The organism is Parafrankia discariae, from assembly GCF_000373365.1.
In the GTDB taxonomy this organism is placed as follows: Bacteria; Actinomycetota; Actinomycetes; order Frankiales; family Frankiaceae; genus Parafrankia; species Parafrankia discariae.
On sequence record NZ_KB891261.1, the window covers coordinates 1 to 23,612 of the forward strand.

Below are 23,612 nucleotides of genomic sequence, written 5' to 3' on the forward strand. Positions count from 1 at the left end.
GCCGACAAGGGCTACGTCGGCGGCGAGAGCGATCTGCTCCTCGTGCCCCGTAAGAAGCCCGCGAACGGCGAACTTTCCGACGGCCTCAAGGAGAGCAACCGCGTCCTCGCGGCCACCCGCGCACCCGGCGAACGCGGCTTCGCGGTCCTGAAGAACTGGCGCGTGCTCAGCCGTTTCCGCGGCTGCCCACGCCGGGTCGGCGAGTTCACCCAGGCCGTCTTCGTCCTGGAACAGGAGGGAATCTAGAAAAACAAACTTTGAAAATGCTCAATGCATGGTCTGCTCCAGAAAAAAGAGGGGTCGGCGCGGTTGGAACGCGTGGAACGACCCGGGTGGGGATGGGACTGACGATGGGAGGGGCCGCCCGGCGGGCAGCCCGAACAAAACGTTTCGCGCGGGAGAAGAAGAGAACGCGGAAATAGGCTGTCGCCGACAGGACCGGAAACGTGGCGGCGCGGACGTCGCTGAGGATGCGTCTGCCGCCGCCGGAGGCTCCGACACCGGAAGTACGGGCCGGGCGGGGAGGGGAGGCGGGTGAGTGAAATCCGGGCCGATGGCCTGGCGCGACTCGCCCGCGGCGAGATCAGCTCGCGGGTGACCGCCTACAGGCGGCCGACGCCACCCGCAGGAAATCGATGTGGCCGCGGATCACGAGACGTGTCGTCCGCAGGGGCCGCCGGGTCGCCCGTGGAAACCGAACCGGTGTGAGTCGGACCGGTGGAAACCAGGCCAGTTTAAAACGAGAGATCGTTGAACCCGGCCGGAGCATGGTCCAACTCTGTGCCGCGGCGGCGCGGATGTCAACACCATTAGGAAATCCATCCACCCGGGGCCGCCCGGAGAAATTACCCCGGGGTGGGCCGGTGGTATTCCTGGTTCCGGGCGGGACGGGTGCCCGGGTCGAGGTCACGGGGACCATCGGCCCCGGGCGCGCAGGATCGGGAGGACACCCTCGCCGAACCAGTACGCCTCCTCCAGATGCGGATAGCCGGAGAGCACGAACTCGGTGACGCCGACCTGACGGTAGGTCTCGATGAGGTCAGCCACCTCCTGGTGGCTGCCGACGAAGGCCGTCCCGGCGCCGCCGCGGACCAGCCCGACCCCGGCCCACAGGTTCGGGAAGATCTCGAGCCTCGCCGCGGAGCCGTTGTGCAGCGCGAGCATCCGGCGCTGCCCCTCGGACTCGCTGCGGGCGAGCTGTTCCTGCACCGTGGCGACCGTCCGGGGGTCCAGCCCGTCGATCAGACGGCGGGCCGCGGCCCAGGCGTCCTCGGCGGTGTCCCGGGTGATCACGTGGGCGCGCAGCCCGAAACGCGGCGACCGGCCGGCCGCCGCGGCCCTGTCCCGGACCTCGGCGAACTTGGCGGCGACGGCGTCCGGGGGTTCACCCCAGGTCAGGTAGACGTCGGCGTGGCGGGCGGCGACCTTGAGCGCGGCCGGCGACGAGCCCCCGAAGTAGATCTCCGGCGGCGGGTCGGGGAGCCGGGACAGCCGTGCCCCGCTGAGCCGCACGAAGCGACCGTCGACGTCCACGGTGCGGCCCCGCCACAGATCGGAGAGCACCGACAGGTACTCGTCGCAGCGGGCGTACCGGTCGTCCTTGTCGAGGAAGTCGCCGTAGCCGCGCTGCTCGTCCGCCTCGCCGCCGGTGACGACGTTGAGCAGCAGCCGGCCGCCGGAGAGCCGTTGGAAGGTGGACGCCATCTGCGCGGCCAGTGTCGGTGAGACCAGCCCCGGTCGGACGGCGACCAGGAACTTCAGCCGCTTCGTCGACTCGACCAGCATCGCCGTGGTCAGCCAGGCGTCCTCGCACCACGAACCGGTCGGGGTGAGGGCGCCGGTGAAGCCGAGCTGCTCGGCCGAACGGGCGATCTGGCCGAGGTAGTCGAGGGTCGGCGGCCGGCCGCGGGTGCTCGCCGCGGCGGGCGCGCCGTGCCCGCCGCCGACCACGTCACGCGCGTCGCCGGAGGTGGGCAGGAACCAGTGGAAGGTCAGGGACATGCGCGGGCTCCCGGCAGAGGGGACATGGCGTCGGCAGGCGCCACGTCATGGCCACCAGAGGGGACGGGGCCGGACCCCGGGCGACCATCGTGACGAGTCGGCGCGGGAGCGGTCGGACGCCCTGGCGGCCGGCGTGGCCGAGGAGCGGCTCAGGAACAGCGCATGCTGCCGCTGCGGGCGAGGTCGACGGCGAGACGTCGGATCAATCTCAACTTCATCGACACGGAAAGTAGTATTTGCCGAGAGAGAGCCGCCGTCAACCACCGACCGGAGGTCGCGGTGACCCACGACGTTTCAGCGACCCACGGCGTGCCGGTGACCCGCGACGTGCCGGTGACCCACGGCGTGCCGGTGCGGCCCGCGGAGCACGGTTCGCTCGCCGCCGACTGGGAACCCCGGGGCGAGGCCGACTGCCGGGTGCGGACGATCATGGACCGGGTGGGTGACAAGTGGTCGGTCGCGGTCGTCACCGAACTCACCGCCGGCCCGCGGCGCTTCAGTGAGCTGAAGCGGGCGCTGCCCGGCATCAACCAGCGCATGCTGACCAGCACGCTGCGCGTCCTGGAACGGGACGGCCTCGTCACCCGCACGGTCTATCCGCAGGTCCCCCCGCGCGTCGACTACGAGCTCACCGACCTGGGACGGACCCTGCTCGACACCGTCACCTCGCTGCTCGCCTGGGCCGAGCGCAACGCCGACGGGATCGACGAGGCCCGTCGGCGTTACGACGCCCGCGGCTAGTCCGCCGATCCCGCGACGGCGGCACCCACGACGGAAGGCCCGGCGACAGCCGGCACCGCGGCCGGGCGGCGCAGGACCAGGGAGCCGAGGAAGGCGATGCCGACCGAGATGAGACCGCAGAGGACGGCGGCGAACAGGCCGGCGTCCGCGCCGCCGCGGGCGGTCTCGGCGAAGAACAACGCCCCCACGCCGGAGACGCCCAGCGCCGAGGCGAACTGCTGGGTGGTGGTGAGGACGCCGCTCACCGTCCCGCTGATGTCGGGTGGGGCCGCCGCCATGACACTCGCGGCCAGGGCCGGGATCACCAGGCCGTTGCCGACGCCGGCGAGCATCAGCAACGGGGTGAGCTCGTAGGCCGTCATGCCGGTGCCCTCGGCCGAGACCGCCACCGCGACTCCGACCAGGGACAGGGCGGTGATGAGCGCCCCGGCGGTCAGCACCCGCGGCCCGTACACGGTGACCAGCCGGCGCGCCGCCAGTGAGGAGAACGCGAAGACCACGCCGAGCGGCGCGAACATCAGCCCGGCGTTCAGCGGCGAGCGGTGCTGGCCGACCTGGAGGAAGATCGTCAGGGCGAGCAGGAAGCTGCCGAAGAAAAAGAAGTACCCCGCGCTCATCACCATGCCGCCGATGACCGCCCGGGTCCGCACCACGGCCGGCGGGATGATCGGATGCCCGCCGGAGCGGGCCAGCCGGGCCTCCCAGGCCCCGAAGCCGCCGAGCACCACGATGCCGCCGGCGAGCGCGAGCCACGTCCACAGCGGCCAGCCCTCGTCACGGCCGAGGGTGAGCGGGACGAGGACCAGCCCGATGCCGAGGGTCAGCGTGCCCAGTCCGACCGGGTCGAGCCGCTCCGCCCGGGCCGCGCGCGACTCGCGGACCAGCCGTCGCGCCCCGACGAGCGCCGCCAGCCCGATCGGCACGTTGACCAGGAAGATCGGCCGCCAGCCGAGGCCGAAGATGTCGAGGTCGAGCAGCACCCCGCCGAGCACCTGCCCGCAGACCCCGCCGAGCCCGATCGTCACACCGAAGAACGCGAACGCCCGCGGCCGCTCGGCCGGCGGGAACGTCACGCTGATCAGCGCGAGCACCTGGGGCACCATCGCCGCGGCGCCGGCCCCCTGCAGCAGCCGGCCGGCGATCAGCACCGTCTCGTTGGGCGCGAGCCCGCACAGCGCCGACGCGACGGTGAAGATCGCCATTCCGAGCAGGTAGATCCGGCGCCGGCCGAAGCGGTCCCCCAGCCGGCCGCCGGTGACCAGCGCGGCGGCGTAGGTGAACGAGTAACCGCCGACGACCAGCTCGAGCCCGGCGTTGGACGCGTTCAGGTCCGATTCGATGCTCGGTGCCGCGACGTTGACGACGAAGACGTCGAACAGACTCATGAAACTGGCGATGAGGATCACGGGCAGCGCCCGCCACCGCCGCGGATCCAGGCTCGCCTCGTCCGCCGCCGCGAGGCCCGCCGCCGCGAGGCCCGACGGCGGTCCCCCCGTGGCCCGGGAGCCGCCGTCCCCGCTGTCCACGCCGGCTGGATCGATCTCTGTGGCCTGAGCCTTCGTCATCTGGTTCCTTCCGCGACGGGCACCGGACCGCCCGTCGAACCACAGTCCCGCACCCGCGGGCCTGTCGCGCACCTCATCGGTGACAGCGAAGTCCACAGCGGACGTGGGCATTCCCCACCTCGAACGTCCGGACGTGCGCGAGAGCCGGGCCGGGACGCCGCAGAGCAGGCATTCTCACTGCGGCGGCGCAGGTCGGAGGCCTGTGCCGCGTTGGGCGGAAGTCATGGTGACCCCGGACACAGCCCGGCGGCGGCCGGGCCGTGGCAGAGTCGTGGGCTGCTGGTCGGTGGTGGAGAGGAGCCTGATCTCGTGGAGTACGTCAAGCTGGGCTCGACCGGCCTGGAGGTCTCCCGGCTCTGCCTGGGCTGCATGAGCTACGGCACCCCGGGGGAGGGGAACTGGCCGTGGTCTCTCGACGAGGACGCGTCGCGGCCGTTCTTCCAGCGGGCGATCGAGGCCGGGGTCAACTTCTTCGACACCGCGAACGTCTACTCGCTGGGCCGCAGCGAGGAGATCACCGGCCGGGCGCTGAGGGACTTCGCCCGCCGGGACGAGATCGTGCTGGCCACCAAGGTCTACTCCCGGATGCGGTCCGGCCCGAACGGGGCCGGCCTATCCCGCAAGGTGATCATGCACGAGATCGACGCGAGCCTGCGGCGCCTCGGCACCGACTACGTCGACCTCTTCCAGATCCACCGCTGGGACGACACGACGCCGATCGAGGAGACGCTGGAGGCGCTGCACGACGTCGTGAAGGCCGGCAAGGCCCGCTACCTCGGCGCCTCGTCGATGTACGCCTGGCAGTTCGCCAAGGCACTGTTCGCCGCCGAGCGGCACGGCTGGACCCGTTTCGCCACGATGCAGAACCACTACAACCTGCTCTACCGCGAGGAGGAGCGGGAGATGTTCCCGCTGTGCGCGGACCAGGGGATCGGCGTGATCCCGTGGAGCCCGCTGGCCCGCGGCCGCCTCACCCGCGACTGGGACACCACCACGACCCGGGCCGAGTCCGACCCCTTCGCCCGCGCCTTCTACCAGGACGACGACCGGCTGATCGTCGAGGAGGTCGCCCGCATCGCCGCCGAGCGCGGGGTGAGCCGGGCCCAGGTGGCGCTGGCCTGGGTGTCGCGCAACCCCGGTGTCACCGCGCCGATCGTCGGCGCCACGAAGCCCGCGCACCTCGACGACGCGCTCGCCTCGCTGGAGCTGACCCTCACCGACGACGAGGCCGCCCGCCTGGAGGCCCCGTACCGGCCGCGACCGGTCACCGGCATCCAGGTGCCGCAGCGCCGTCGCCTCTGAGCCGCCCGGGTCGCCTCCCGGTCCGCCCGGCCGGGCGGCCTGCCCGATCCGCCTCCCGGCCAGGCGGTCAGGCGTCGCGCCGGGCGAGGAGCAGGCCGCCGGTGAGGAGCGCGGCCAGTGCCCACAGGGCGAGCACGCCGAGGCCCTGCCACGGGCCGATCGGCGGGGCGCCACCGGCGCCGACGGCGCCGGTGCCGGTGGCCTGGACGGCGAGCCCGGCGCTCATCGGCCCGACCTGCTCCAGATGCCGCCGCCAGCCCGGGTCGGTGACCGCCTGCGCGACGATCGGGAACACGTACAGCAGTCCCAGGACGATCCCGGCCGCGGCCGCCGGGCTCCGCACGGCGGTGGCCGTGCCCAGGCCGAGCAGGCCGACGAGGACGAGGTACAGCACGGACCCGACGGCCGCCCGGGCGACGACCTCGTGGCCGGAAAAGGCACGGCCGGGAAGAACGAGCCACCCGGCGGCCAGGGACCCGAGGACGGCGGGTACCGCCGTCACCGTGACGACCCCGGCGACGACGACGGCCTTGGCGGCCAGGACGGTCGTCCGGCGGGGCAGCGCGGTGAGTGTGACCCGGACCATCCCGGTGCCGTACTCGTCGCCGATCAGCAGGACGGCCAGGACGGCGACGACGGCCTGCCCGACCTGGACCCCGGTGAGGCTGAGTCTCGTCAGGTCCGGCCCACAGCTCCCCGACGCGCAGCCGGCCACGGAGCCGGCCGTGGCGGCGGCGGCCGCGGCGCTCGACCCGACGGTGCTCACGACCACGGCGAGCGTCAGCGCGAGCGCGCCGGGCGAGGTACGCAGCTTGGTCCACTCGGCGTGCAGGGCCCTCCTCCCGGAGCGCGGCGCCCTCCTCACGCGCCTCTCCGTCCGAAGAGCACGGCGGCCAGTCCGAGGACGAGGGCGGCCCAGCCGGCGAGCACCCCGAAGCCGGCCCACGGGGCGAGCGGGAAGTACCCGTCCGCCGGTGTGTAGAGGTTGGCGACCTGCGGATACCGCGTGGCCGTCTGCTGCAGCGCGAAGGCCGCCGCCGGGCTCACCCGCAGCAGCCACCGGGCGGCCCCGTCCGGCAGGACGGTCATGGCCAGCAGATACGGCAGGACGATCACGGCGACGGCGGTCGTCACCGCGGTGACACCGCGCCGCAGCAGCGTCCCCAGCCCGAGCGCCAGGACCGCGGCGCCGGCGAGCAGCGCGGCGGTCCCCACGATCACGCGCAGCTCGGTCGACGTCGACGTGGGGTGGACGTAGACACCGTTGCCGCGCAGCACCCGCTGGCCGGAGACGACCCTGACGGCGGCGGCGGGCAGCCCGGCGGCGAACGCGACGGCGCCGACCACGACGGCCTTCGCGGCGAGCAGCCGGCCGCGGCGCGGGCTGGCGGCCAGGGTGGTCCGGATGAGGCCGCGCCGGTACTCGGCGGTGATGAACCCGGTGCTGACGACGGTCACGACAAGCAACAGCACGAACGTCCCGACGAGGGTCTGGGCCAGGGACACGCCGATACCGGCCGCGCCGGCCACGGCCGGGCCGATGTCGCCGGAGCCGGTCATCGTGAACACGCCGCCGGCGCGTTCGAGATCCCCGCCGGGAACCTGGGGCGCGGGTCCCGGCACGCCGACGTTCTCGCCCGCCCATTCCGGCCGGGCCGCCTGGCCGGACGCGTCGGCCGGGTGAGCGGCACCCCGCACGAGGAGGTGGTCGAAGGTCCCGGTCGCCTCGGTCGGGCCGCCCATGGCGCCGGCGCCGAGCGATCCGCCGATCCGCTCCGCGTACTGCGGGGACGTCGTGAACAGCCCCGCCTCGACCGTCGGCGGCAGGCCGGCCAGCCGCACGGAACCGACCGTGGCCCAGGTGGTGCCATCCGGCGACTCGGCCGCGGTCACGGTGTCGCCGGCGCGGGTGAGCCGCAGCCACCGTGGTGTGCCGGCGCTGACCGCGCCGGGTGCACCGGCCCGGTCGTGGGTGTAGTCGTACTGCATCCGGACGCCGTGGCCGCCGGTGACCATGACCGCGGTGTAGGACGAGCCCTGCGCCGTGCCCACCTTGAGCATGAGTCCGGCCTTGGACCACGGCACGACGGCCGGGCGTGGCTCGTCCGGGCCCGGGCCCGGGCCCGGGTGCGGCTGGCGGCTGGACAGTGAGGTGACCCGGACGGTGATGCTGCCGTCGCCGGTGAGCGGGCGGTGCGCGAAGGCGAAACTGTCGACGACCACCTCCCCGCCGGGCCCGACCGGCGGCTCGCACTCGGATCCGGGCCCGTTGCGGCCGCACGAGCCCTGCATGCCGGGCAGCAGGCCCAGCAGGATCGTCACGCCCGCGCCCGCGACGGTCGCCACGACCCAGCCGCGGACGGTGCGGAACTTCGTGAACTCGGCCCGCAGGACCTGTCCGAAGGCGCTCATCGGGCCCGCTCCGGGTCCCCGCGCTCCGGATCGGCGCGCTCCAGGTCCACTCGTTCCAGGTCCACTCGTTCCAGGTCGACTCGCTCCGGGTCCTCGGCGCGGAACTCGACCGCTTCGCGGGTGAGCGCGAGATAGACGTCCTCCAGCGTCGCCCGGTGCGCCCCCGACGCGGCGGCCAGCAGGTGAGCCACCCCCGCGTCGGCGATGACCTTCCCGCGGCCGACCACGACCAGATGGTCGGCGGTGTCCTGCAGTTCGCTCAGCAGATGGCTCGACACCAGGACCGCGCGGCCCTCGGCGGCGAGCGCGCGCAACAGCCGGCGCATCCACAGGATGCCCTCCGGGTCCATGCCGTTGAACGGCTCGTCGAGCAGGAGCGCCGGTGGGTCGCCGAGCAGGGCGGCGGCGATCCCGAGCCGCTGCCGCATGCCGAGCGAGAAGCCGCCGGCCCGGCGCCGGGCGACCGCCCGCAGGCCGGCCTGCTCGAGGACCTCGTCGACCCGCCGGGTGGGCAGGCCCTGCGAGTGGGCGAGCCAGCGGAGATGGTTGCGGGCGGTCCGGGCGGGCTGGAGTGCCGCGGCGTCGAGCAGGGAGCCGACGTGGCGCAGCGGGTCGCGCAGGTCCCGGTAGGGACGGCCCTCGACGAGGGCGGCACCGGCGTCGGCTCTGTCGAGGCCGAGGACGACCCGCAGGGTGGTGGACTTGCCCGCGCCGTTCGGGCCGACGAAGCCGGTCACCTGCCCCGGCCGCACGTCGAAGGTCATCCCGTCGAGGGCGACGGTTCCGCGGAACCGTTTGCGCAGCCCGCTCACAGTAATCATTCGCGCGGTCCGCGCGCAGTAATCATGGGTCTGGGTTCTACGGGTGCGCCGGTGTCAGCCCGGTGCCGATAAACGACACCGGGCTGACACCGGGGGCATGGCACCGTGAGGGGCGTGCGTGTTCTGGTGGTCGAAGACTTCGAGATCCTGGCCCGGGCCCTGGGCACCGGGCTGCGCCGCGAGGGCCTGGCGGTCGACGTGGTCCTCGACGGCGCCGATGCCCTCGAGCACCTGGCGGTGACCCGCTACGACGTGGTGGTCCTCGACCGGGACCTGCCCGGCGTGCACGGCGACGAGGTGTGCCGGCGGATCGCCGCCGCGCACCCGGCGAGCCGGGTGCTGATGCTGACCGCCGCGAGCACCGTCAGGCAGCGCGTCGACGGCCTCGGCCTGGGCGCCGACGACTACCTGCCGAAACCGTTCGACTTCGCCGAGCTGGTGGCCCGGGTCCGGGCGCTGGGTCGCCGTCCCTCCGTGGCGCTGCCGCTGATCCTGGAGAGCGGCGACCTGACGCTCGACCCGACCCGCCGGGTCGCGTCCCGCGCCGGGCGGCGCCTCGAACTGAGCCCGAAGGAGTTCGCGGTCCTGCGGTGCCTGCTCGCCTCGGCCGGTCGGCTGCTCTCCGCGGAGGAGCTCCTGGAACGGGTGTGGGACGAGAGCGCCGACCCGTTCACGACCACCGTGAAGACGACGATCCGCCGTCTGCGCGCCAAACTCGGTGATCCTCCGGTGATCCACACGGTCCGCGAGGGCGGCTACCGGATCGGTGCGCCGTGACCCTCCGGTGGACGTCCCGGCGGGTGCCCCGGTCGACGTTGCGGACGCAGCTCACCCTGCTCTACGCGGGCCCGTTCCTCGTGTCGGGTGTCCTGCTGCTCGCCGTGCCGATCCTGCAGACCCGCCGGTCGGTCCCCGTGGGCGCCCCGCCCGGCCTGGGGACGGATTTCCCGCCCGGCCCGGACACCTCCCGGGTCCTCGCCGTCTGCGCGGTCGCCCTCGCCGTGCTGGTGGTGGTCTCGATCATTCTCGGCTGGCTGGTGGCGGGCCGCTTCCTGCGCCCGCTGCGCACCATGACCGCGACGGCACGGGACATCTCCGCCACCAACCTGCACCGCCGGCTCGGGCCGCACCGGCGGGCCGGTGAGTTCACCGAGCTGGCGAGCACGCTGGACGACCTGTTCGCGCGGCTGGAAGCGGCGTTCGCCTCCCAGCGGCACTTCGTCGCCAACGCCTCCCACGAGCTGCGGACGCCCCTGGCCGCCACGCGGGCGGTGCTGCAGGTGGCCCTCGCCGACCCGGGCGCGACGGTCGACTCGCTGCGGGCCGCCTGCCGGGACGTCCTCGCCCTGGGCGGGACGCAGGAGAGCCTCCTCGAGGCGCTGCTCACGCTGGCCGGCGGTGAGCAGGGGGTGGAGCACCGGGAACCGTTCGACCTGGCGGTCATCGCCCGCGACGTCCTGCGTACCCGGCGGACCGACGGCGTCGCGGGAACCGGGTCCGTCGAGGTGACCGGCGCGTTCGGCGCGGCGCCGGCGACCGGCGATCCACGGCTGGTCGAGAGCCTGGTGGCGAACCTGGTCGACAACGCGCTGCGGCACAACATCCCCGGCGGACGGGTCGAGATCGCGACGGCGACGACCAGTCGGGGCGCGCGAGTCACGGTCGGCAACACCGGACCGGTCGTCCCGCCGGACCAGGTCGAGCGGCTCTTCGAGCCGTTTCAACAGCTCGGCGGCCAGCGGGTCCGGCGGGCCGCCGGGCACGGCCTCGGGCTGGCGATCGTGCGCGCCGTCGCCGGCGCGCACGGCGCCACCCTGACCGCGCGTGCCCGCCCCGACGGTGGCCTGGACATCGAGATCCTCTTCCCCGGGGCCTTCCCCGAAGCCGGAATCCGCTGAGCCGGACCTAGAGATCCACGCTGTCGTCGTCGGGCGTGTCGTCGTCGACGAGGTAGGCGCCGCCGTCGTCGTCGAGGCCGAAATGGGCGTCGCCGTAGTCGTCGGGGTGCTTCCACCCGTCGTCATCGGCGTGCTTCGCCTCGTACTCCTGGTGCTCGTACCCGTGGTGCTCGTGCTCCTGGTACTGGTCGGTGTCCGGGGGGGTCTCGTGGGCTTCGTGGGTCTCGTGGTCCCCGTCCGGCTGGTGGGAGTCCGAGTCGTGGAGCTTCGTCTCCTCGGCGCCGGTGGACGTGTCGTGGTGGGCGCCGGTGGCCGCCTCGGCGTTCGAGCCGTGGCCCGGACCGGGATCCCAGTCGTGGTCCCAGCCGTCGCCCCAGTCGGCGCCGTCCACGAAACCGGCGTCCGGACCGCCGGCGCCGTGCCGGGTGACCGGATCCGCCAGATCCGGGTCGGCGTAATGCCCGGCGTAGTCGTCGGCGTAGGCGCGGGCCCGGTCGAACTGGCTGGTGAAGATCGACATCTCTGCTCCCCGTGAGTCAGAAGGTGGATCAGAAGTCGACGAAACGGGGCGTGGCGACGGTGTCCCGGGCCGTCCGCAGATGGTCCGCGATCGCGCCCCGCCCGACCCGGATCCCCGCACCCGCGGGGTAACGGCGCAGCACGTCCAGCCGGGCGAGCCGGTACGCGACCGCGCGCAGCACCGCCTCACGGCTCTGGACGGGCGCCCCGCGCAGCTCGGACGTCAGCCGCCGCGCGGTCTCCCACCGCGGCGCGAACAGGTTCTCGGTGAGCACGTAGCCGAGCACCGGCAGGGTGGTCGAGACGAGGACGTTCCACCGATCGAGCAGCGTCGCCCAGCCGCGCGCGGACTGCGCCCCCAGCTGCGCGGTCCGCTTCTCGCCCTGGGCGTAACGGCTGTAGGCCTGGGTCGCGCCCGACACCAGGAAGACCGGATTGAACAGCGCGGCGACGCCCAGGGAGACCGCCGTCCCGGTGTAGTTGGGCCGGGGCAGCGCCGCCGGATCGAGATCGAGCAGCCGGGTCGCCTGGGCCGCGAGCTGAGCGGTCTCCGCGGCCGCCCGCTGCACCGGCGTCAGCGCCGCCCGCAGCCGGCCCTCCTGTGCCTTCAGCCAGGCGGGCACGGTGCCGCCGGTCACCGGTTCCAGCAGCAGGGCGTCGCGGTGGCGCACGAACGCGGGCAGCACGGAGCCGACCTGGTCGAGGTGACGCTGCAGCTCGACCAGGCCCTCCGCGAGGGTCGCGGCCGTCCGGGCCCGCGCCTCGTCGTCCGCGGGCTGCGGCACCGCCCGGCCCAGTTCGGCCGCGGTGCCGTCACCGAGCAGCACGGCGTGCAGCTCGTAGAACGGCCCGAAGATCGTGTAAAGGAAGTAGTCCTCCTCCAGCCCGACGGCCGCCCGCAGCATGTCGGGGACGGCCCGCGGTCCCGCGCCGGCGTGCCGGCCGGCCACGAGGTCGGTGTGCACCGCGCGGACCAGTTCGAGCTGACCGACGATCGAGACCTCGGTGTCGCCGGTCGCCACCCGCAGCCCGGCCCGCTGTTCCTGGGACGTCCCCTCGACCGCGCGCAGGTCCGGGAACGGCAGGCGCAGCTCCAGACCGGGACCGCGGACCCGCAGCGCGTCCGGCCCCACCGCGCAGACGACCGGCCGGCCGTCGGCGAGCTCGGCCGGGTACGGGCCGTCCGCCAGGGTCCGCTCGGCGGCGGCGCGCAGCGCCGGATGCTCGAGCAGCCGCCGGCCGAACACCGCCGACTCACTCTGCACCGTCACCGGGCCGTGCTCCGGGTCGACGACGACGAACCGCTCGGCCGACCCGGCGACGCGCAGCCGCGAGTCGAACAGGTCGAACCGGGCCACCACCCGGGCGCTGTGATGCTCCTGCAGTTCGAGGGCGGTGTCGTCCAACACGCAGTCGACCCGGGCGACCTCGGCGTCCCCCGCCAGGCCCCGCGCCGACACCGGGGCTGAGGTCCCGAGGGTGGCCGGCGTGTCCGAGGTGTCCGGCCGGGCCGTTCCCGCCGTCCCCGCCGCCGCCAGGAACGCGTGCAGGACCTGCGGGGTGACCAGGTGCAGGACCACGCCGGTCAGGAACCGGCCGTCCAGGACGGCGCCGCCGCTGACCACCGCGGCGCTCGGGCCGGCGGGACCGGCCGGGCCGCCCGGGCCGACCCCGATCCGGTTCAGCGGCCAGTCGAGCAGCGCCCGCCCGCGGGCCCGCAGCTCCAGCCGCCCACCGCGCACGACGACATACGCGCTCAGCTCGGCCGGTGCCGCGACGGCTCCCGTCGGCTGGCCTCCCGCGACCGAGACCGCCGGGGCCGTGGCCGCCGGGGGATCGGCCTCGTACAGCGGCGTGACCGAGACCGCGCACGGGCTGACGAATGACGTCGAGGCCGCGTCCGCCAGCAGCGCGCCGCGCAGCCCGGTGAGCAGGGCGAGCGCCTCGGGTGGCAGCGGCGCCACGGTGGACGCGGCGAACGCCCGCCCTGCCGGCAGCCGCAGGTCGACGACGAGACGGCTGCTGCGCTCGACGAGCTCCACGGTCGCGCCCGGGTCGACGGCCGGCTCGAGCGCGGCCACGGTGGCGGCCCCACCGAGGACGCTCGTGTCGTGGATGTAGGCCGCCGGGTGGTCGGTGAGCACCAGCCGGCGGCTGCCCATCCGGGAGAAGCCCTGCGAACCGTGCTCCCGCAGCGGGAACCACGCGCTGTCGAAGACCACCTGCCCGCGGATCCGGTCCAGCGCACCGGAGGCGGGCCCGCCTCCGGTCGGTCCGAGGGACGTCCGGCCGGCGGACGGCGGGTCGGGCGGCGTCGGATGCACAGGCGGGTCCTCGGTCTCGGGCTTCTCGTGTTTCTCGCCGGAGGCAGCTCAGGGGTGGCTACCGCCGACGTCCACGGAGTGGAACCCTATCCGCACGTTGGCGCGGATCATCCCCATCGAGGCCGGTCACCTGCTCACCAGGTGCTGTTGACCAGACCGGTGCCCAGATACACCTGGTCGAAGCCGTTGCCGTCGTTGTCGTCGGTGTAGGCGATCACGATCTGACCCCACGGGTTGACGCCGAGCGCCGGCTCGTTCTGCTTGCCGGTGACGAGACTGTGCACCCGCAGCCGGGGCAGCCGGCCGGTGACCGTGCCGTCCGGGTTGAGGCCCTGGGCGTGGACGTCGGTGGACTCGCCCCAGGACACCACCGCGTCGCGCTGGTCGTCGATGCCGGCCTGCGGGTCCGCCCCGGGCAGGACGACCTCCGGTCCGGCCGTGTTCGCCGCGCTGAAGGAACGGACGCCGACCTGCGCGCTCCCGTTCTGGTCGGTCTCCCAGGCCACGACCTGGTCGCCGTTGAGGTTCGCGGCCACCGACGGGTGGAGCTGGTTCCCCGCGGTCGTCACGTTGGCGACGGACTGGGCCGCCTTCACACCGCCCGAGGAGGTGAGGATCTTCCGGCCGACGTTGAACGACCCGTTGCCGTCACCGTCCTCGTCCCAGACGACGACGGCGTCGCCCGCGGCGTCCATCGCCACATCGGGCCGGCGGTGGCTGCCGCCCGTCGCGTGCGCCTGGACCTCGTAGGTCTTGGCCGACACCGACGCGAACCCGGACACCCGCACGGTCGGTGCCGCGGTGCCCTGGACATCCTCGAACGCGACCGCGAACCCGGGCCCGTCCGGGTCCGCGGCGACGTGCGCGTTGAGTTGCTGCCCGTCGGCGTTCGCGTTGGCCTGGGCCGAGCCGGTCACCGTGCCCGCGGTGTTCACCGCACGCACGGCGATGTTGTAGTACCCGTTGCCGTCGGGGTCCTCCGCCCAGCTGACCACCGCCGTGCCGTCCTCGTGCAGGGCGACGTCGGGCTGGACGTGCCGCCAGCCGCCGCTTCCCCCCGTGGACAGCTTCTTCTCGTACAGCGATGTCCCGTCGCGGTACAGGCGGAGATACACCTCGGTGTGCAGGGTGTCCTCGGGGTTCGTCGTGTCCCGGTCGTCCTCCCAGACGACCGCGGTGTAGCCGTTGCGGGTCGCGGACACCTCGGCGTTGTCCTGGTCGCCGGTGGCGTCGGAGTTGGCGGCCGCCCAGGTGACGTCGGCCGCCGTGGTCCCGTCCGCCGCCGCCGTGCCGACGAGTGCCCCGGCGAGGGTGACGGCCGCCGCGGCCCCGACGACCGCGACGCGAGTGCCGTGCCTGTGCTGCCTGCGCATGCCTGCCCCGTTCACACCGTCTGGAGACCGGGGTTGCCGGCCTCGATCACGTAGCTCCGCACGGTGCTGGCCGCGCTGCCGCGGACCGTGACCTGGTCGAGCGCGCGGAAGTCCACCGTCATCTCGGTGGGTGTGGTGACGGTGCGGACGTAGCCGCGCCGGTTCCAGTTGAACTTCACGTGCGGGTTGAGGCTCGACAGGCCGGTCCCGGCGCCGGTGCCGTCCCCGCCCGAGGTGATCGAGGTGGACACCAGCTCGGTGCCGATCACCTGGTTCTGAGTCGCGTAGTCGTCCATGATGTCGGCCGCCCAGTGCTGGTGGACGTCCCCGGTGAGCACGACCGTGCTGGTGTTGCCGCGGGCCTGCCAGCCCGCCTGGATCCGGCCCCGGTTGGCGGTGTAACCGTCCCAGGAGTCCATGCTCTTCGAACCGTCGGCGGCGGCGAGGCGCTGAGCGAAGAACACCTGCTGGCCGATGATGTCCCAGGTACCCAGGTGCTGGCCGAGGCCGTCGAGCAGCCAGGCCTCCTGTATCGCACCGGTCAGCGTGCGTGTCGGGTCGTCGGCCGCGGGGCAGACCTTCGTGCCGTCGCCGCACGCCTGGTCGTCCCGGTACTGCCGGGTGTCGAGCAGGTGGAAGGTGGCCAGGCCGCCCCAGCGCAGACGCCGGTAGAGCTGCAAATTCGCGTTGACGGGAACCTGCGCCGACCGCAGCGGCATGTGCTCGTAGTACGCCTTGTAGGCGGCCGCTCGGCGGGCGGTGAAGTCACCGGCCGGACTGCTGTCGTTGCGGACGAGGCCGGCGTAGTTGTTCTCGACCTCGTGGTCGTCCCAGACCGGTATCCACGGGGCGACGGCGTGCGCGGCCTGCAGGTCGGCGTCGGACTTGTAGAGCGCGTGCCGAACGCGGTAGTCGGCCAGCGAGCTGATCTCGGCGCTGGGCACGTGCGAGCGCACACCGGACCCGGCCGCGCCCTCGTAGATGTAGTCGCCGAGGTGCAGGATGAGATCCGGGTTCTCCTCGGCCATCCGGCGGTAGGCGGTGAAGTAGCCGGCCTCGTAGTGCGAGCACGAGGTGAACAGCATTTTCAGGGCTGGGCTGGAGCCGACGGCCGGGGCGGTCCGGGCCCGGCCGACCGGCGAGATCTGCCCGGAGGCGCGGAAGCGGTACCAGTACTCCCGGTTGGGCTGCAGGCCGCCGACCTCGACATGCACGCTGTGCGCCCAGGCCTGGACGGCGGAGACCGAGCCGCCGGCGGCGATCTGGGTGAAGTACTGGTCCGTGGCGACCTGCCACTCCACGGTGACGGCGCCGCTCGACATGCCGCCGAGCCCGTCCGCGGCGAGGGGCCTGGGCGCGAGGCGGGTCCACAGCACGAACCCGTCCGCGGCGGGCTCGCCCGAGGCGACGCCCAGCGTGAACGGATAGGAGGCGGCCCGGGCCGCCGCGGCACCCGCCAACACCGTTCCCACGCCCGCGATTCCACCCAGAACGACGGACCGTCGGCTCACCTGGCTCATGAATGATTCCTACGGCCCGCCGAAGAAACAGAAGGCGCGATCCGGAAGGCGTTGGCGGTCCGTTGGCCGGTGCGATCACAGTTCCTGTCGCGATAACTCGTCCGTAATCTGCCCGACGCCGGGAAAGGCCTATCAACACGAAACGGTTTATGGCAGGGGCGCGGCCTCCACCCCTCGATTTCCAGCGGCTGCCACGGCGGGTTCACCGGCTCGCCGAAAGAAGCGATCACGTCGTTCGTCGTGCCGCCGGCGGGTGGCGTGCCGTGGTGCGCGCACCACCCACCGGTCGGGTTGTCAGTTGAGAACCGCCCGCCTACGCCCGTTGACTACCTGGGCACTCACGGTGTGGCCGGACTCAGGGCAGGTTCTGAAGGTGGGCGACGTACTTGCCGGTGCCACGGCCCTCGGCGAGCAACTGGTGGACCGCCGGCACCTCCGCGAGCGAGCCGACCTCGGTGATCGCGATGTCCAGCCGGCCTTCGGCGAGCAGATCAAGGACCCTGCGCAGGCCGGCGGAGGCGCGACGCGGCGCCGTGGCCCACAGGCGGCTGACGCTGAAGCCGCCGATCGAGAGATTGCCGCCGATCAGCCGTCCGGACGGTGGCAGCCGAACCTGTTCCCCGCCGCCCGCGTTGCCGAACAGGACGATCCGGCCGCCGGGAGCGGTGAGGGCCAGATCGGTCTCGATCATGCCGCCGCCCAGCGGGTCGAGCACGATGTCCACCCCGGCGCCGCCGGTGGCCGCCCGTACCGCCTCGGCCAGGTCCTCACCGCGGGCCACCGCCGTGTCGTACCCGCTCCCGAGCGCCGAAGCGATCTTGTCGGGGCGGCCCACGGTACCGATGCGCAGCCCTCCGCCGAGCACCGGCACCAGCTGGGCGACGGCGCCGCCGACGCCGCCGCTGGCCGAATGCGCCAGCACGGTCTCGCCCGGCCGGAACCGTGCGGCATCGGTCAGGAGGAGCAGGGCGGCGGTGAGCATGAGTGGCGCCGCCGCCGCGACCGGCGTGCTGACCTGGTCGGGTATCGGCACCACGAGCCCGGCCCGTACCGGCACCACGTCCGCCAGGCCGCCGCCCGTGGTGAACGCGGCGACCCGCTGGCCGACGGCCAGTCCCGTGACCTCGGAGCCGACCTCCCGGATCGCGCCGGCTACCTCCAGGCCCGGCGCGTACGGCCAGGCACCGACATAGCCGGCGTCACCGCGGCGGGCCATCACGTCGAGGAAGTTGATCCCGGCACAGGCCACGTCGATGGTCACCTCGCCCGGTCCTGGGCGGGGCTCCGCGAGCTCGCGGACCTCCGTGCGGTCCATCCCCTGTGACGGCCCCGTCATCACCAACGCGCGCACCGCAGCTCCTTCGATGTTCGTCGTATTACGAACATCGTATGAAGCTTGTACGATGACTGTCGAATGAGAGGTGTGGGACGAGAGGTGTTGAGATGCCGAGATCGCGGCGCCGCCCGACGCTGACCCACCCGGAGCCGGACGAGTTCGACCTGCTGGACATCCTGCACGCGCTGTCCGACCCGACCCGGATGACGATCGTCCGGACCCTGCGCGCCGCGCCGGAGCGCGCCTGCGGCACCTTCCCCGTGGACGTCGCGCCCTCCACGCTCACCCACCATTTCCGGGTGCTGCGCGAGGCCGGGGTCATCCGTCAGCGGGAGGACGGCAACCGCCGATGGACCGCACTGCGCGAGGAAGACCTTGAAGCGCGCTTCCCCGGCCTCCTGAACGCGATCCTGGCCGCCTACGAAAGCAGGCTCACCGGCCCCGGATGACTGTGGGATGCGGAAGGCGCACACGATTGCCGCCGGTGGGTGGCGCGCCGGGACTCGCGCGTGCCACCCACCGGTCAGATCGTCGGGAGATTCGGCCGGGTTGTCAGGCGACGAGGTTCACGGTGAGAACCTGGCCGACCACCGGGTGACGTAGGAGGAAGCTGGTCGGGTGATACGTCCGCTGGCCCGCGACGTCGCATCTCACCTGGACGGTCGCGATGGTGGGGACGGCAGGATTGGCGAAGACGACTGAGAAGCGCCCGCCCACGCCCACCGAGGCGCCGTGCGACTCCCCGCCGCCGCTGATCTGTAGCGACTCGGCCGAGCCGATCCTGCACTGGACGGTTCCGGCGACCGGCAGCGGGCCCGTCGGGGCGGCGCTGGCCGGCGCCGCGGCCAGCGGAATCAGGGCCAGTGGAGCTCCGATGCCGGCGATCAGGGCGAAGGTCTTGATCCTCGAAGTTCCTCGCAAGACACACCTCCGGAGCCCGTTGACTACCTGGGCACTCACGGTGTACCCGTGATGACTCTGCGTTAAGCCATGACGGTGGCGGCCTCAGGTGTGGCTTGGTAGTGGTCGCGATGAACATCCGGTGGATACGGACGCCGTCGGCCTGGAGGCCGTCAGCGCACGGTCGAGGTGATCCACGACTCGCAGGTGTCCGCGCTCAGGTGGTTGGTGTCCCATTTGCAGCCCCGCCACCGGAAGGAGAGGATCTCCGGCTGGGCGCCGGCGATGGAACCTGACCACTCGACCGGGTCGCAGTCCCCGGAGAGATACCGGCTGCCGTCACGCGTGATTCCCTGCGAATCCTGATAGCTGTACTGGACGTAGATGCTCCAGGCGTCGCCGCACGCCTCATCTTTGACCGTGAAGGAGTTGCGGCCCTTCTCCAGGTTGGCGGTTCCGCTGTTGAACCAGATCCAGCCGGCGGTGTTTCCGGCGCCGTGGAGGACGAGCTGGCTGGTGGTCCCGCCGTCCGGGTCGGGCGGTGGGCGGGTGACGGGCGGCGCCGGTGCGGCTGACGGCCGCGGGTTCGGTGCCGGTGGGTTCGGCGTCGGGTTCGGTCGCGGGCCGGGTGTCGGCGCGGCGGTGGGGCCGGCGGGCTCGGAGCCTCGTGACGGCTGTCCCGGTTCCGCGGTGCCGCCGCCAGGTCCGTCCGGGGCGCCGCCATCTGGGGCGGGCGGCTCGGAGGGATCCGTGCCCGGCGTGGCCGGGGCCGTGGGGGCCGTGGGGGCCGGCCCGGTCCGGTCGTCGGCGGAGGGCACGGGCGACCGGGAACCGGTCCCCGGGCTGAGCGTGGCGGTGTCACCCGCGGTCGGACCGTCTCCGTAGGGATGACCCGGGGCGATCAGCATCGTCAGGCCCGCGCCCGCGACCACCGCGGCCAGTAACGCCGCCACCGCCACCAGCACTCGCGGTGGAAGGCGGCCGATCGCGCCGACGAGCCGCTTCAGCCGGCGAGCGGGGAGGTTCGGCCGCGGTGCCGGCGGGTCGGGCGGTGCCGGCGGGTCGGGCGGTGCCGGCGGGTCGGGCGGCGGCGGCGGGTCGGGCGGCGGCGGTTTCGAAACCGGATCCGGCAGACGAGGCGCCGGGAGCTGCGGTACCGCCGCTACCTCCGGTGCCGGCGGGCGCGCCCATCCGCCGACGAGCCCGCGGACGGCCGCCTCGGCGCCCGCCGGGTCGGACGCCAGCTCGGAGACCTCCCGGTCCAGGATCTCGGCGACCAGCTCGATCGCGCTCGGCCGCTGGTCGGGAACCTTGGCCAGGGCGCGCCGCAGCAACGGCCGCAGGTCTTCCGGCACGCCGTCCAGGTCGGGCTCGGCGTTCAGCCTGCGCAGCGCGGAGGCGACCGGCGTGTTCACCGGTGAGCCGGCGAACGGCTGACGGCCGGTCGCCGCGAAGGCCACACAAAGGGCCCACGCGAACACGTCCGCCGCGGGGCCGGCCCGCTCGCCGAGGAGCTGTTCGGGCGCCATCCAGGCGACTGTTCCGATGACGTTCCCGGTGTCGGTCAGGGCCGTCTCGTCGAGGGCACGGGCGATGCCGAAGTCGACGACCTTCGGGCCGTCCCGCCCGAGCAGGATGTTCGCGGGCTTGAGGTCACGGTGCACGAGACCCACCTGGTGCACGGCGACGAGCGCGCTCGCCAGTCCCGCGGCGAGGCCGACCGCGTGGTGCCCGTCGACGAGGTCGTTCTCCGCCACGGCCCTGGCCAGGTTGACGCCTTCCACGTATTCGGTGGCCATCCACGGCGGTTCCGCGTCGACGTCGGCGGCCCGTACCTCGGCGACGAAACCGCTCCGCACCCGCCGGGCCGCGGCCACCTCCCGGCGGAACCGGGTCTGGAACTCCTGACGCGCGGCCAGATCGGGTCGGATGATCTTCAGGGCTGTCGGCTGGCCGTCCGCGCCGAAGGCGAGGAAGACCGCGCCCATGCCCCCTGAGCCCAGCCGCCCGTCCAGCCGGTACCCGCCGACGCTCCTGGGATCGGCCGCTGTCAGCGGTGCCAGCACACCCGTCCCCCGTCCCCCGTCATCCCGGCCCGCGGCCCGCGGCGCGACATGCCTCTCGCTGACCGCGGCCGGGCCGATCATCGTCACCTTGCTGGCGGCCGCGAGCGGCGTCAACGCGACTTGTCGGTGTTCGGGCCATCCGGACCGCCGCGCCGGGCCCGCCTACTGTGGGAACGCGACGCCGAACCAGTCAGCCCGCCCGCCGCGGTGGACACCGCCGCCGCGGTGGACACCGCACCGAAGCGAGGAGACCGTGCCAGCTGGCGAGAGAGGTTTCGTCGTACGCGACAGCCGTGTCGCGTACGAGAACCGGTGGATGCGGGTCCGGGAGGACGCCATCGTCCGGGCGGACGGCAGCCCCGGCCTGTTCGGTGTCGTCGAGAAGCCGGACTTCGCCCTGATCATCCCCGTCGACGCCGATGGCGTGTGGCTGGTCGAGCAGTTCCGTCACCCGGTCAACGGCCGCTACTGGGAGTTCCCGCAGGGGTCCTGGGAGGACCGGCCGGACGTCGGCCCCGCGGAACTGGCCGAGGCCGAACTGCGGGAGGAGACCGGGCTCCGAGCCGGCCGGCTCGACCATCTCGGTCAGATCTTCACCGCCTACGGCTACGCCGACCAGGCATGTCAGGTCTGGCTGGCGACCGAGCTCTCCCGTGGCCGGCGCGAGCTCTCCGTGGAGGAGCAGGATCTCGTGACCCGTCGTTTCACCCACCGGGAATGGGGCGACCTGCTCGCCGGAGGCGTCATCAAGGACGCCTCGTCCCTGGCGGCCTGGGCGCTGCTGTGCGCGAGCCCGCTGCGGGAGCGGGTGCCTGGACGAAATTCCTGAATATCGGGGTGGCCTGCTCGCCGTTTGGCATCCTTCTCGCCCTTTCGGAGCGGATTCCGTAGGGGATGCTGTCTGAAACGACGAGGAAGAAACCAAACAGAGAGCAGGTGAGCGCCAGAGACGGGCCGGGGCCTCCTCCCGACCTCCACCGGATGAGCGAGGGCAGGGCCACCTGCCGCTGGTTCACGGCGATCCGGCTCGGACGTCCCGTCCGCGCCCGGTGGGCCAGGGCCCGGGAGCCGGTGCCGGCTACCCGGGTGGCGGGCGACGGGCCCGTTTCTCCTCGAGGCGGGCCACCAGCCGGGTCATGGCGGCCACGGCCTCCTCGGGCGCGGTGTCGTAGCCCGTCGACCTGTCCGCCACCACCACGAACGCCAGGCCCTGGATGGTGGCGGCGACGAGCTCGGGTGGGTACTCGTCCGGGTCGAGGCCGTACTCGCCGAGAATCGTGGCCAGTTTCTCGATCTGCATCTGCCGGAGCTCGCGGGCCACCCGGCCGACCTCCGCCCGCAGCGCCGGGCGGTGGTTCGCCGCGGCCGCGAACTCAACCGTCAGGGCCGTCGCGCGGGAATCCGAGACGAGTTCCCACCAGGCGCGCAACGGCTCCGCCGAGGCCAGCGCCGCGGTCATCTGCTCCACCGTGCGCTGCGCGCGCCGCCGCAGGACCGCCACGAACAGGTCGTCGATCGTCGGGAAGTAGTAGTGCACGAGCGGGGCGGTGATGGCGACCCGGGCGGCCACGCTCCGGGAGCTGACCGCCGCGTAGCCCTCCCGGAGGATGATCTCCTCGGTCGCGTCGAGGAGACGGGTGGCCTTCTCGACGGTCGCCGCCCGGCGCCGACGGGGCGCGGTCATTCACCTTCCTCCAGAGCGTGGAGTCCCGGCCTCGGATGGCAGCCGGCCCCCCATCTTCGCGGATGATTCCGGCCGGATCGAGCCGGCACCCCCGGACCCGCCCCGGACCCGCCGCGGTCATCCCCTTGTCATCTCCACCCGGCGGCCACGGCAGACCGTAGCGCTGCCGGCCTTTCCTGGCGTCGGGTAGTTGGATGATCGCCTTCTGTTTCGCGAGCCCGTGGGCTCTTCACGTGTTGCGGTGCATGTATTGACAGCGGTGTCCCGGCAAGTTAGAACGACCGTTAAAACTTCGTCTGACCACACCACACCTCAAGGAGACGTAGATGGGAAAGCTTGACGGCAAGGTCGCGTTCATCACCGGCGCGGCGCGGGGCCAGGGTCGCAGTCATGCGTTGCGGTTAGCGCGGGAGGGCGCTGACATCATCGCGGTGGACCTGTGTGCCCAGATGGATTCGGTGCCCTACCCGATGGCGACTCCGGACGACCTCGAGCAGACCGTGAAGGAGGTCGGGGAGACGGGGCGGCGGATCGTGGCGCGGCAGGCCGACGTCCGTGACGTGGTGGCGCTGGGGAAGGCGTTTCAGGATGGTGTCGCCGAGCTGGGTCCGGTCGACATCGTGCTGGCGAACGCCGGTATCGGGCCGGGTGGGGCGGCGAGCGAGGAAGAGCAGTGGGCGGACGTCGTCGGGGTCAACCTGACGGGGGTGTGGAACACCGGGCGGGTGGCGATCCCGTCGATGGTCGAGCGGGGCCGGGGTGGGGCGATCGTGCTGACCAGTTCGACGGGTGGGCTGGTCGGGGTGGGTATCCCGACGGCGGGGTTTTTGGGGTACACCGCGGCCAAGCACGGTGTCGTCGGGCTGATGCGGTCGTGGGCGAACTATCTGGCGCCGCACAGCATCCGGGTGAACAGTGTCGCCCCGACCACGGTGAAGACGCCGATGGCCGCGAACGGGGATCTGTCGGTGATCACGGCGGGGTCCCCGGAGCTGGCCCGGGTGCTGGCCAACGCGATGCCGGTCGACGCGGTGGACCCGCTGGACGTCTCGAACGCCATCGCCTGGCTGGTCTCGGACGACGCCCGGTACGTGACCGGCACCGTCGTCCCGGTCGACGCCGGCCAGCTCAACAAGCGGTAACACCCACG

General features: G+C 73.1%; 21 protein-coding genes. 8 read left to right on the top strand and 13 right to left on the bottom strand.

All coding sequences use genetic code 11. From position 1 onward, the window contains the following. On the top strand, positions 1-246 hold a 246-nt coding region (locus tag B056_RS0129825; protein ID WP_018505510.1), incomplete at its 5' end, for a transposase family protein. 660 nt (positions 247-906) lie between these two features. Here B056_RS0129825 and B056_RS0129830 read toward each other — a convergent pair. Beyond that, positions 907-2,001 carry an LLM class flavin-dependent oxidoreductase gene (locus B056_RS0129830; protein ID WP_018505511.1) on the bottom strand — a complete coding sequence of 365 codons (1,095 nt, stop codon included), beginning with the start codon at positions 1,999-2,001 and terminating at the stop codon, positions 907-909. A 345-nt stretch (positions 2,002-2,346) separates the two neighbouring features. On the opposite strand from B056_RS0129830, the gene B056_RS44980 reads away from it, so the two are divergent. Further along, positions 2,347-2,742 (top strand): winged helix-turn-helix transcriptional regulator, encoded by a 396-nt coding sequence (locus B056_RS44980; protein WP_407672438.1) that lies wholly within the window; start codon positions 2,347-2,349, stop codon positions 2,740-2,742. Here B056_RS44980 and B056_RS0129840 read toward each other — a convergent pair. Continuing rightward, positions 2,739-4,307: an MFS transporter gene (locus B056_RS0129840; RefSeq protein WP_230203264.1), complete on the bottom strand. Its 1,569-nt coding sequence runs from the start codon at positions 4,305-4,307 to the stop codon at positions 2,739-2,741. The genes B056_RS44980 and B056_RS0129840 overlap by 4 nt on opposite strands. Positions 4,308-4,616: 309 nt before the next feature. On the opposite strand from B056_RS0129840, the gene B056_RS0129845 reads away from it, so the two are divergent. Continuing rightward, positions 4,617-5,609, top strand: coding sequence for an aldo/keto reductase (locus B056_RS0129845; RefSeq protein WP_018505514.1), 993 nt, complete (start codon positions 4,617-4,619; stop codon positions 5,607-5,609). A 67-nt stretch (positions 5,610-5,676) separates the two neighbouring features. Here B056_RS0129845 and B056_RS0129850 read toward each other — a convergent pair whose 3' ends face one another. The 3 genes from B056_RS0129850 to B056_RS0129860 are packed head-to-tail and all read right to left on the bottom strand — an operon-like array spanning position 5,677 to position 8,842. After that, positions 5,677-6,474: an ABC transporter permease gene (locus B056_RS0129850; RefSeq protein WP_018505515.1), complete on the bottom strand. Its 798-nt coding sequence runs from the start codon at positions 6,472-6,474 to the stop codon at positions 5,677-5,679. After that, positions 6,471-8,021: an ABC transporter permease subunit gene (locus B056_RS0129855; protein WP_018505516.1), complete on the bottom strand. Its 1,551-nt coding sequence runs from the start codon at positions 8,019-8,021 to the stop codon at positions 6,471-6,473. Before B056_RS0129855 ends, B056_RS0129850 begins: the two co-directional genes overlap by 4 nt. Beyond that, complete coding sequence (locus B056_RS0129860; protein ID WP_084647273.1) at positions 8,018-8,842, bottom strand: ABC transporter ATP-binding protein; 825 nt, start codon at positions 8,840-8,842, stop codon at positions 8,018-8,020. Before B056_RS0129860 ends, B056_RS0129855 begins: the two co-directional genes overlap by 4 nt. A 114-nt stretch (positions 8,843-8,956) precedes the next feature. Here B056_RS0129860 and B056_RS0129865 point away from each other — a divergent pair, with 114 nt between their 5' ends. Then, positions 8,957-9,619 (top strand): response regulator transcription factor, encoded by a 663-nt coding sequence (locus B056_RS0129865; RefSeq protein ID WP_020572787.1) that lies wholly within the window; start codon positions 8,957-8,959, stop codon positions 9,617-9,619. Next, positions 9,616-10,740 (top strand): sensor histidine kinase, encoded by a 1,125-nt coding sequence (locus B056_RS0129870; RefSeq protein WP_018505519.1) that lies wholly within the window; start codon positions 9,616-9,618, stop codon positions 10,738-10,740. Before B056_RS0129865 ends, B056_RS0129870 begins: the two co-directional genes overlap by 4 nt. 7 nt (positions 10,741-10,747) lie before the next feature. Here the strand turns inward: B056_RS0129870 and B056_RS0129875 are convergent, their stop codons facing one another. The 5 genes from B056_RS0129875 to B056_RS0129895 all read right to left on the bottom strand — a co-directional run bounded on the left by B056_RS0129875 (position 10,748) and on the right by B056_RS0129895 (position 17,827). Beyond that, positions 10,748-11,260, bottom strand: coding sequence for a hypothetical protein (locus B056_RS0129875; protein WP_018505520.1), 513 nt, complete (start codon positions 11,258-11,260; stop codon positions 10,748-10,750). Between the two features lie 28 nt (positions 11,261-11,288). Next, positions 11,289-13,583: a hypothetical protein gene (locus B056_RS0129880; RefSeq protein WP_018505521.1), complete on the bottom strand. Its 2,295-nt coding sequence runs from the start codon at positions 13,581-13,583 to the stop codon at positions 11,289-11,291. Between the two features lie 134 nt (positions 13,584-13,717). Beyond that, on the bottom strand, positions 13,718-14,956 hold the full coding sequence (locus B056_RS0129885) for a hypothetical protein (protein WP_020572788.1): 1,239 nt from the start codon (positions 14,954-14,956) through the stop codon (positions 13,718-13,720). 11 nt (positions 14,957-14,967) lie between these two features. After that, the gene (locus tag B056_RS0129890; protein WP_026240292.1) at positions 14,968-16,476 is read right to left on the bottom strand and encodes an alkaline phosphatase D family protein; all 1,509 of its coding nucleotides are present in this window, start codon (positions 16,474-16,476) and stop codon (positions 14,968-14,970) included. Positions 16,477-16,831: 355 nt separating this feature from the next. Then, positions 16,832-17,827: a quinone oxidoreductase family protein gene (locus B056_RS0129895; RefSeq protein ID WP_154677313.1), complete on the bottom strand. Its 996-nt coding sequence runs from the start codon at positions 17,825-17,827 to the stop codon at positions 16,832-16,834. Between the two features lie 92 nt (positions 17,828-17,919). On the opposite strand from B056_RS0129895, the gene B056_RS0129900 reads away from it, so the two are divergent. After that, a complete protein-coding gene (locus tag B056_RS0129900; protein WP_018505525.1) occupies positions 17,920-18,261 on the top strand; it encodes an ArsR/SmtB family transcription factor in 342 nt (113 codons plus the stop codon). Positions 18,262-18,364: 103 nt separating this feature from the next. Here the strand turns inward: B056_RS0129900 and B056_RS0129905 are convergent, their stop codons facing one another. Both B056_RS0129905 and B056_RS45565 read right to left on the bottom strand, forming a co-directional pair. Then, positions 18,365-18,733 carry a hypothetical protein gene (locus B056_RS0129905; RefSeq protein WP_018505526.1) on the bottom strand — a complete coding sequence of 123 codons (369 nt, stop codon included), beginning with the start codon at positions 18,731-18,733 and terminating at the stop codon, positions 18,365-18,367. 152 nt (positions 18,734-18,885) lie between these two features. Further along, positions 18,886-20,892 carry a serine/threonine-protein kinase gene (locus B056_RS45565; protein WP_051105780.1) on the bottom strand — a complete coding sequence of 669 codons (2,007 nt, stop codon included), beginning with the start codon at positions 20,890-20,892 and terminating at the stop codon, positions 18,886-18,888. 139 nt (positions 20,893-21,031) lie between these two features. Between B056_RS45565 and B056_RS38525 the strand changes: the two genes are divergently transcribed. After that, positions 21,032-21,607, top strand: coding sequence for an NUDIX domain-containing protein (locus B056_RS38525; RefSeq protein ID WP_035753271.1), 576 nt, complete (start codon positions 21,032-21,034; stop codon positions 21,605-21,607). A 249-nt stretch (positions 21,608-21,856) separates the two neighbouring features. Here B056_RS38525 and B056_RS0129920 read toward each other — a convergent pair whose 3' ends face one another. Continuing rightward, positions 21,857-22,462 (bottom strand): TetR/AcrR family transcriptional regulator, encoded by a 606-nt coding sequence (locus B056_RS0129920; RefSeq protein ID WP_018505528.1) that lies wholly within the window; start codon positions 22,460-22,462, stop codon positions 21,857-21,859. A 326-nt stretch (positions 22,463-22,788) separates the two neighbouring features. Between B056_RS0129920 and B056_RS0129925 the strand changes: the two genes are divergently transcribed. Continuing rightward, positions 22,789-23,604, top strand: a complete 816-nt coding sequence (locus B056_RS0129925; protein WP_018502434.1) for a mycofactocin-coupled SDR family oxidoreductase — start codon at positions 22,789-22,791, stop codon at positions 23,602-23,604. The last annotated feature ends 8 nt before the right edge of the window (positions 23,605-23,612 follow it).